The sequence below is a fragment of the Legionella norrlandica genome (assembly GCF_000770585.1).
Taxonomy (GTDB): domain Bacteria; phylum Pseudomonadota; class Gammaproteobacteria; order Legionellales; family Legionellaceae; genus Legionella; species Legionella norrlandica.
This window is the reverse complement of the sequence record NZ_JNCF01000031.1, coordinates 23,068-30,034: the sequence shown is the minus strand read 5'-3', so window position 1 is coordinate 30,034 and position 6,967 is coordinate 23,068. Positions and strand designations below refer to the sequence as shown.

Genomic DNA, 6,967 nt, shown 5'->3' with positions numbered 1-6,967 from the left:
ACGTGGTCTAATAGATTTTGACACCCCAGTTAAGAGATAATGTACTTAACTGGAGAAAAAAATGGTAGCAAGAAAGAAGTATTCTAAAGAATTCAAACTTGATGCAGTTAGTCTGGTATTAGAACAAGGCTATGGCTGCACAGAAGCCGCTAAAAGCTTGGGGATTCATCAAGCTCTTCTTAGTCGCTGGCTTAAAGAGCATCAAGAGCCTGACGGGCAAGCATTTCGAGGAAATGGCAAGTTAACAGCAGAACAATTAGAGATACGTCGCCTGCAGGAAGAAAATAAACGCTTGAAAATGGAAAAGGAAATCTTAAAAAAGGCGGCGGTCTTCTTTGCTCAAGAAACGAAATAAAATATTCGTTTGTCGCCCAAAATAAGAAGACCTGGCCGGTTGGCTTAATGTGCCAACTCCTGGGCATTACACGGCATGGATATTACAGTTATCAGCAACGCCAGAGAAATAAACCAGATGATCCTGAACATGAGGAGGTTATTGATTGGGTGAAGAAAATAGCTGAGGCGAGCCAGTATTGTTATGGCAGTCGCAGGATGAAGAATGCTTTAAATGCATTAGGTTATCCAGTAGGTCGAAGACGAGCTCAAAGTTTAATGAAAGAAGCCAAGGTTTTTGTTCGATATCGAAAGAAATATAAGGTGACTACCAATAGCAACCATAAACAACCGGTTTATGAAAATGTATTGAATAGGCAATTTCATGCAGACAAGCCTAATAAAGCCTACGTATCAGATATTACCTATAGTGTGCCCGGAGCTCAGGGCAAGCAAGGATGCTTAAAAGAGCCACAAATCTATCTGAAATATCCAGGGTATGCGCAAGGAATAATAGTGCATTAACTGGAACTGTGCCTGGTTGTGAAGGTACATGAGTCTTGAACGGCAGTGACTTATCGTATGCTGGTAAGGTAATGTAACCCGTTGACAACGGGAAGTGAGGCAAATTCGTTAAGTCAAGATGCTTCTCTAGACTGAGCAGTGGACGGATGAAGAACATGAACCGATTAACCCGCATCTATGGGCTGAAATGTCGCCACCGCCTACACGAATTAACAGGCGGTATAATGCTGTGCATCAGTTGCATGTACGAACTGAAACACCAAATTGCTGAATGAAATGTAGGCAGGAGGCATAGATGAATGCAATAACACAAATCTGCATTCATAGCATTATCACCTTGCAGAACGACAAGGACAAAGACCGCGATCGGCATCCTCCCCGCTGTGCTTGAGTTCAGATAGATAAACCGGGGAAGGTCTATATTGGATGCTAAAGGAGCATGACCCAAATGACAATATAGGCTGATGGAGCGTTCATAGTAGTCTGAGGTGGGGAAAGCCCATTACATGGCAAAGGAACGCAGTTTATTCGATCTGCGAATGCAGACTAACTGACCTAATGAGGTGAAGACCTTTGATAATCAGCGAAATGCAACGCAAATTAGCAAGGTGGACGTCAACGGATAGCTCTTACAAAGTGAACCGATTGCTACGTCTTATTAGTAATCCAGCGTGGCTACTACAAGCGGCGGAAATCACACTTTCAGCAAAAGGAGCCAATACACCAGGAGTAGATGGGATAACAAAACAACACGTGCAGAGAGAGTTAAAGGACTATCTCAAGCAAATCAGGGAGGAGCTTTTGGCCGGGTTATATCAACCGATGCCAGCAAGACGTGTCTATATCCCCAAAGCCAATGGAAAACAACGACCTTTAGGAATTCCGACACTAAGGGACAGGATAGTGCAACGCGCGATGCTGATGGCAATGGAGCCAATATGGGAAAATGATTTCCATTCGTTATCTTATGGGTTCAGACCCGAGCGCAGTGTTCACCACGCAATACGCACAGTCAAGTTACAACTGACTGATATCTCTGATGTAAATACCCGAGGACGATGGGTAATAGAGGGTGATCTATCAAGCTACTTTGATACAGTACACCACAAGTTACTCATGCGGTGCGTGCGTAAACGTATCTGCTGCCAGCGTTTTAACAACCTGCTTTGGCAGTTTATAAAAGCAGGTCATATCGAGCGAAATCTATTCTGTGCAACGAGTGAAGGAGTCCCACAAGGAGGAGTTATTTCACCATTACTATCAAATATCATGCTTCATGAATTTGATCAGTTCCTGGATAAAAACTTCCTAGGAAAGAAAGTACGTCAAAATCGATGGTACTGGAACAATAGTATCAAGATTGGGTGCAAGCCAGCTATAGAAGAAAACAGACAATGGAAGCCAGCGGTGGCCTACTGCCGTTATGCTGATGACTTTGTGTTAACGGTCAAAGGCAATAAACAAGAAGCAGAAGCAATCCGCGAACAGTGTCGAGAATTTTTGGAGGGTAAGCTCAATCTCACCCTAAATATGGAGAAAACCAAAATTACTCATGTAAACGATGGGTTTATCTTTCTGGGACATCGGATCATTCGCAAACGAGGTTCCAAAGGGAGCATGCGAGTGGTTACAGGTATCCCAGATGCAAAAGCCAAGGCGTTTACTCACTCACTGAGCAAGGAACTCACTGGAGACTACGGTAGCAGCATGATTGATAAAGTAGAAAAGGTAAACCAGAGGTTAAAGGGCTGGGCACAATTCTACTGTTTCACTGATTATACCTCTCAAGTATACAGCAAGATCGATAGAGTGATCTTCTGGAAGCTTGGTCACTGGCTCGGAAGAAAATATCGGTGCAGCATCAAATCATTGTTGATGAGATGGTGCAAATCTCCTGAACCAGGTAAGGCGAAAACATGGGTTTTATTCGGCAAAACGAACAGGAATAATCTTTGTGGAGAAGTACTCTACCGATTGGTAAGTAGCCCGAAGAAATCTTTCCGCTGGCGTCTGCCAGAAATAAATCCATACCTTAGAAATGAGGAAAGGAAAACAATTACATCACGCTATGCTGATATTGTGATGGCCTTTGGCCACGAATAAATGGAGAGCCGTATGCGCTGAAAGGTGCACGTACGGTTCGGTGAGGAGACCCAGGGAAATAGTTCGACTACGCCCTGGCTCTTACTCAACTCTGGACGCAGGAAGGCTGGCTTTATTTAGCTGTCGTTCTGGATTTATTTTCAAGGAAGGTGGTTGGTTGGAGCATGGGATCCAGAATGAAAGCAACATTGGTTTGTGATGCTCTGAATATGGCAATTTGGCAGCGAAAACCTCCATCAGGGCTTATTGTTCATTCCGATAGAGGGGCTCAGTATGCTAGTTACCAATACCGCAATTTATTAAAGAGCAAGGGATATATCGGTAGCATGAGCAAAAAAGGTGATTGCTGGGATAACAGCGTTGCTGAGAGCTTCTTTGGCAGCTTAAAACAAGAGCGAGTTCAATGGCGAAATTATCAAAACCGATGGGAAGCTCAACAGGACATTTTGAATTACATCACCATGTTCTATAACAGCCACAGATTACATTCATATTTGGGATATTTAAGCCCAAATCAATTTGAAAAACAGAGCGATTTTTTAATGAAAGTTGCTTAACTGGGGTGTAACATTTTGGTTGACCACGTCAAAACTTAACGTTTTCGATTTTGAATAATCATAACCAATCCAACAAACATTTTCCTGATTCAATACGTGGGGTTTCATTTCCCAAACCCAATGATCATATAGAGCAGCGTGATCTAATGTTGATAAAGGTCCAAAGTCATATAAAAATTGCTTACATCTTATGAGAGCATTTTTATACTTAATATAGTAGTAATAGGAAGAGAAATGTGCAGAACACCAAGCAGACCATTTTTTAAATTGATAATGACCTGGTTGTTCATTATAAGGAACATCCTCTTCTCTAAGTATAAAGTTAGATAAAACTGCCTCATCAGTATTGGGTACCAAAATAACAAAATTTACCTTTTCTTGAGCTAGTGTTGGTGTGATTTCATGCACTAAATTCATTTCATAATTCCAAGCATATTAAGATTGGTAGTATCTATAATTCGGCGGGACTAGACTAATTCAAATAATTGTTAGATTGAATGTTCTTTTTCTGCCTCTTTCGTTTCATGTATTTTGTCATTACTCATAAAAAACCCTGTTATCGATGCCCTTACATGATTCCCTGCTGCATTTTCTACTTTTTTTATACAGTGCAGAATATTATTTTTAAAAATAACCAATCTATTGGGTTTGGGAACAATATAATATCCAATTCCATCATCAGCATACTTATTCAATTCAGCACTATTAAGATGGTATCCTACCTTTTTCTTTTTATTATTGATTAACGTCACTTCAGGATAATCGAAGTCAAGTTGAGGTGTAGGATTAATTAATAATTCAGCCCCCAATTTATGTCCCAAGTAATATACATAGGCACCTGAAATTTTGTACTTACCATCAGTATGCCAGGAAAGACCTGAGCCCCTAGGATATAGATAAGGTCTAGCATAGAAAAAATCCCAATCTCTATCTTTGAAACCAATTAAATGAGAATAATCAGATGATCTTGCAATTAATTCATTTATAAATAAATCAATACTTGTTTTTGTAGGGTAAATTTGCTCTGTTGTGCAAGCTTCCGGCCTAGGATGAGAAATAGTAACGCTGCCCCATAGAGGAGAACCATCCTCGAGACTAAAAGCATTTACCCATCGAGAAGAGTGAACAAACTTGAATTTTTCAGTTTGAATAAAATTCCAAATTTTTTCAAAAGATGGCAGCTCTAGAAAGTCATCAATGACCGCGAGAACATCATTGTTTAAAACTAATTTCATATCAATATAAAACTATCAAAGGAGATACTTATATCTCCTTTGTTTACCAAGGCATATATTCATCCTTATCTTCATCGGCATCAATTCTATTAGAATAATATACGTTCATAACATCTCCTTATTAATATCCTTGAATAACAGTGCCGGATTATAATTTTATTATTTCACCAAGACAATCATATTAAGGAGTGTTTTTTTACACTATGATCTATACAAACTCACAAAATGATTATATATGTTGTATTTTGTTCTCATTTAAATCGAATAAATTTAGAAAGTCTAATGGAATTACTGAACGGTTTCATAGAAATAGATTCAACGAAGGGCATATGGGTTTAGAAGCTTTGAAAACTATCGATTAAAAGTTAGAGTATTATGTGCTTTATAATATGCTCCGTATTTGGGCAAGATAATGGAAATACCCGTTATTTTGATATCAATTAATGTCTATTAATTACATTTCAAAATTGGTACCAAAAACGGTACCAAATTTTTTCAATTTTTAACTTTCTAGTTGTAACTCATTGATTCTACTGGTGCCGTTGCGCGGAATCGAACCGCGGACCTATTGATTACGAAACTAATTCACAACGATTTCATTAAATATCAACCAGCATCATTTATTATCACTTAACCCTTTCCACACAAGGACTTTATAAAATAATCGATATCAAACCATTGCAAAAAATTTCAATCCAGAACAAAATTAAGTGTACCCCAAAGTGTACCCAAAAAGGAAATATAATATGGGAAATTTTACGGACACTTATATAAGAAATTTAAAAGGTAAAGATAAGCGGTATGAGGAATATGAGGGCGGAGGATTTGGTATTCGTGTAACACCAAACCAGCTCAAATCGTGGATATATCGTTATAAAATTGGTAAAAAGACCGATAAAATTACCCTCGGCCATTATCCTAGCATGAGCCTTGCTGATGCCAGAAAAAAATTTATTGAGTTAAGTGAATTAAGAAGATCTGGCCAAGCCCCTAAAAAAATTATACAAATACAAAACGAAAAAAAGAATAATACCATGGATCAACTTATTAATTCCTGGTATCAAGGTTATGTAATTAAAAATAGAAAAAAACCACTTCAAATTAAACAACAAATCGAAGCAGATATTATTCCCTTGCTCGGTCACCTGGAATTGGAAAAAATAAAACCTATTGATATTACTAACGCACTTGATGCTATAGTTAAACGAGGTGCGCCAATCCATGCAAATCGGGTTCTTAGTTCTTTAAAACAAGTCTTTAATTACGCAATTAGCCGCGGCAGCCTTGAAACTAACCCTGCTGCTAATATTAAAGCAAGAAATATTGGCGGAATTGAAAAACCTAGTGAGCGTTTTTTAGCTCTCGATGAAATTAAAACTCTTTGGCAATTTCTTAACTCCGACCAAAGTAAAATGTCCCTGCAAACTAAAAGTGCTATCAAAATTATTCTTCTCACAGGTGTTAGAACTGCTGAAATTCGACTTGCTCAATGGTCACATTTTGATTTTGCTAATTCCCTATGGACAATTCCCTCAGAACTAACTAAGGGCGGAATCACTGTCAAAATTCATTTATCTGAGTTAACAAAATCAGTAATTTTCAAGTTAAATGAAGGAAGTGACTCTCCTTTTGTTTTATCAGGGCTAGTTCCAAACAAACCGCTCGATGAAAATGCTTTACCTCGGGCAATTAGAAGAATTCAAAAAAGAGTTGGTATTCCTGAATGGAGTGCACATGATTTAAGGCGAACATTTGCAACTCAGCTGGGTGAAACACTTCATATTGATCCGGTTGTTATTGAAAAATGTCTCGGACATAAAATGCCACGTATTATGGCTACCTACAATAAGAATGAGATGTTACCTCAAAGAAAGGAAGCTTTAGAGCGATGGTCTAAATATATTCAAGAACTTGTCGGGCATTCAGAAGAAAATAGCTCATCTCAATCTAATTTAATTTTGCAGACTTCTAAAAACTTATGCTTAATTTAAATAACATAACCGCTAATCTTAGAGGGCCTTAGCTATTGCGTAACCATAGCGGTTTTTTATTTGTAATTATGATAACAACAATAAAATACTCTAAATCCCCTCTTTAGTTTCAAGACCAGAAAGAAAAATTAGAGAGAAGAGGCTTAATAATTTTTAATAAAGATAAAGCATTGGCAACATTATCTTGAATTAGCTTTTACAGATTAAGCGTAAATCACCCATT

The 6,967-nt window shown here is 38.2% G+C and carries 3 protein-coding genes and 4 pseudogenes; 5 read left to right on the top strand and 2 right to left on the bottom strand.

Features of this window, described 5'->3' with window-relative positions; translation table 11 throughout:
* Positions 1–61 precede the first annotated feature (61 nt).
* The 3 genes and pseudogenes from OK13_RS15310 to OK13_RS08840 form a co-directional block, all read left to right on the top strand.
* Positions 62–762: pseudogene (locus OK13_RS15310) on the top strand (IS3 family transposase); the annotation flags it as partial.
* 741 nt (positions 763–1,503) lie between these two features.
* Positions 1,504–2,961, top strand: coding sequence for a group II intron reverse transcriptase/maturase (ltrA, locus tag OK13_RS08845; RefSeq protein WP_479463103.1), 1,458 nt, complete (start codon positions 1,504–1,506; stop codon positions 2,959–2,961).
* 68 nt (positions 2,962–3,029) lie between these two features.
* A pseudogene (locus OK13_RS08840) lies at positions 3,030–3,518 on the top strand (IS3 family transposase); the annotation flags it as partial.
* A 30-nt stretch (positions 3,519–3,548) separates the two neighbouring features.
* Here OK13_RS08840 and OK13_RS08835 read toward each other — a convergent pair.
* Positions 3,549–3,935: pseudogene (locus tag OK13_RS08835) on the bottom strand (hypothetical protein); the annotation flags it as partial.
* 71 nt (positions 3,936–4,006) lie between these two features.
* The gene (locus OK13_RS08830; protein WP_035890233.1) at positions 4,007–4,753 is read right to left on the bottom strand and encodes a 2OG-Fe(II) oxygenase; all 747 of its coding nucleotides are present in this window, start codon (positions 4,751–4,753) and stop codon (positions 4,007–4,009) included.
* 266 nt (positions 4,754–5,019) lie between these two features.
* On the opposite strand from OK13_RS08830, the pseudogene OK13_RS14560 reads away from it, so the two are divergent.
* Together OK13_RS14560 and OK13_RS08825 are read left to right on the top strand one after the other, a co-directional pair.
* Positions 5,020–5,141 (top strand): annotated as a pseudogene (locus OK13_RS14560) (transposase); the annotation flags it as partial.
* A 358-nt stretch (positions 5,142–5,499) separates the two neighbouring features.
* Positions 5,500–6,744 (top strand): tyrosine-type recombinase/integrase, encoded by a 1,245-nt coding sequence (locus OK13_RS08825; protein WP_011215175.1) that lies wholly within the window; start codon positions 5,500–5,502, stop codon positions 6,742–6,744.
* The last annotated feature ends 223 nt before the right edge of the window (positions 6,745–6,967 follow it).

What these genes read in the sequence shown, in the direction of transcription:
- OK13_RS08830 (WP_035890233.1), bottom strand. Translation starts at nt 4,753, where the DNA reads ATGAAATTAGTTTTAAACAATGATGTTCTCGCGGTCATTGATGACTTT.
- OK13_RS08825 (WP_011215175.1), top strand. Translation starts at nt 5,500, where the DNA reads ATGGGAAATTTTACGGACACTTATATAAGAAATTTAAAAGGTAAAGAT.